Here is a 1,819-nt window from a genome sequence, read left to right on the forward strand (position 1 = left end):
TTTTTGAGGGTTTGCCAAAGTTTATGAGGGTTTGTCGTGAGGGGCAAGCCCTTTTTTAGTGGGAGTTTTTGAGGGTATGGTTTGAGGGGCTGGTTTGAGGGTACGGTTTGAGGGGCACTTTTGAGGGGCTGGACAAGCCAGCCCCAATGATTGTTTTAGAAAAAGTATGGATATGAAATATTGTTTTCTTTAAGAAGTTCTTGGAGCTCATCGATGTATTCATAAAGTCGCTGGATTTCAATCCAGTTCCCATGGCAGAGCTCATCCAATTCTTGTAATTCTTCCTTGGTAAATTCATAATCATCCCATTTAACACATTTATGGTTTTTGCTGAAAGCACAGTAATTCGACATCATAATCATCCTCCTAAAAATCGTCATTTTCAAAATAAACTACAGGGTTATACTCACTGATACCATTAAGTACTGGTGATGAGCGTGTGGCGTAAAGGAAGCGATTTCGGAAATGTTCAAAGTTTCTAAAACCACGTCCAAGACGCTTTAAGTCTTTTACTTTGCGATTGATGGATTCAATGGGACCATTTGATAAACGACTGTTATAGATGCCGCCTGGGCCTATTTTTTCAACCATGATAAATGAATTGATTATGGGATTTTTAAACTTTTCAAGGAGTGATGCAAATTCCCTAAACATAAGATATTTAGAATCGCGATATTCAGAAATAAGCAATTCAAGTTCATTAGCTGCTACCAAAGGATTTCCTGCATTTCTATCGTTGAATCTCACGTATTTTTCTTTCAAGTCTCTATAATCTTTTAATTTAGAATCGATACGAAATAAAGCATCTTCATAATCAAAAGTATTCATAAGACAGCGGAAGTGGGCATCCATTCTAGGTTCAGTATGGTACTTAATATTGGATTGGTTTGACAAAATAAGCCAACGATATTTTTGTAGAAGATAAACTTCATCAGAAATTGGTAATGATACTTCGTATCCTTTTTCAAGTGAAAGCTTTTCTTGTAGTTCCCGATCCCGCTGGCGGAATTCTTTAAGAAGTGCTCGTATGTAGTTATCAATAGATCTTGTAATCCATTGAATCACATGGAAAGAATCTACTACCGAGACGGCATTAGGAAAATATTTGTCTACATAGGCAATGTATGGATTATACATGTCTGAAATAAGATATTTAACAGCATTTCTTTCATCTCTTGGAATAGCTGAAAAGTATGGTTCAGTAACTTCTGTGCGTCTGCTTCGTAGTAAATCTATAGGATCACCTGTGTGAAAATCTTGTATTATAAGACCATATTTGCAATGTTCATCCATCTCAATGTGAACTTCATCAATAGAGATAGCATCAGTCAGTTGTAGCCTATCAAGCTTAACGTATTTGTCGAAAACTCCGTGAGCATAGGTGTCCGAGACGTTAAAACGATTAGCTATGGATGTGGATGTTTCCATAAGATTTTGATATGCAGTCACTATAAGCATATCTGTTGCGTTAGTAGAGCGCCGTTGCTTATTTACAAATTTGAAGCTTTCACTGATATCATAACGACATTCAGGGTTTGTACATCGCCACCGGCGCTGCTTCAGGATAAGAACTAGCGAAAAATTATCCTGTAAAATTGGATGATTGATTGTTCTATTTTTCACTCCACGCGAATGCATCTTATAGCCACAAGAGGGGCAGAAGTGTGCTGAAGGAACAGTTTCAATCGTAAGTGTTTTTGTGTTACCTTGAATTGAAATATCGCTGATTATTACTTCGTTATCTTCAAGGTCTAGTAATTGTGTGATACTATTCAATGTGTATCCTCCCTTCATATGATTTGCTCAAAAATATGATATT

General features: G+C 36.8%; 2 protein-coding genes. Both read right to left on the bottom strand.

The window, feature by feature from the left end; translation table 11 throughout:
• Positions 1-155: 155 nt before the first annotated feature.
• Positions 156-356 (bottom strand): mobility-associated LCxxNW protein, encoded by a 201-nt coding sequence (locus BM097_RS15945; protein WP_090552694.1) that lies wholly within the window; start codon positions 354-356, stop codon positions 156-158.
• A 10-nt stretch (positions 357-366) separates the two neighbouring features.
• Entirely contained in the window at positions 367-1,776 is a 1,410-nt protein-coding gene (locus BM097_RS15950) for an ISL3 family transposase (RefSeq protein WP_177197493.1), read from the bottom strand.
• Positions 1,777-1,819 lie beyond the last annotated feature (43 nt).

The sequence above is a fragment of the Pseudobutyrivibrio sp. OR37 genome, assembly GCF_900113655.1.
Taxonomy (GTDB): Bacteria; Bacillota; Clostridia; order Lachnospirales; family Lachnospiraceae; genus Pseudobutyrivibrio.

Excerpts from the sequence above, each read along its gene's own strand:
- BM097_RS15945 (WP_090552694.1), bottom strand. The coding sequence starts at position 356 with ATGATGTCGAATTACTGTGCTTTCAGCAAAAACCATAAATGTGTTAAA.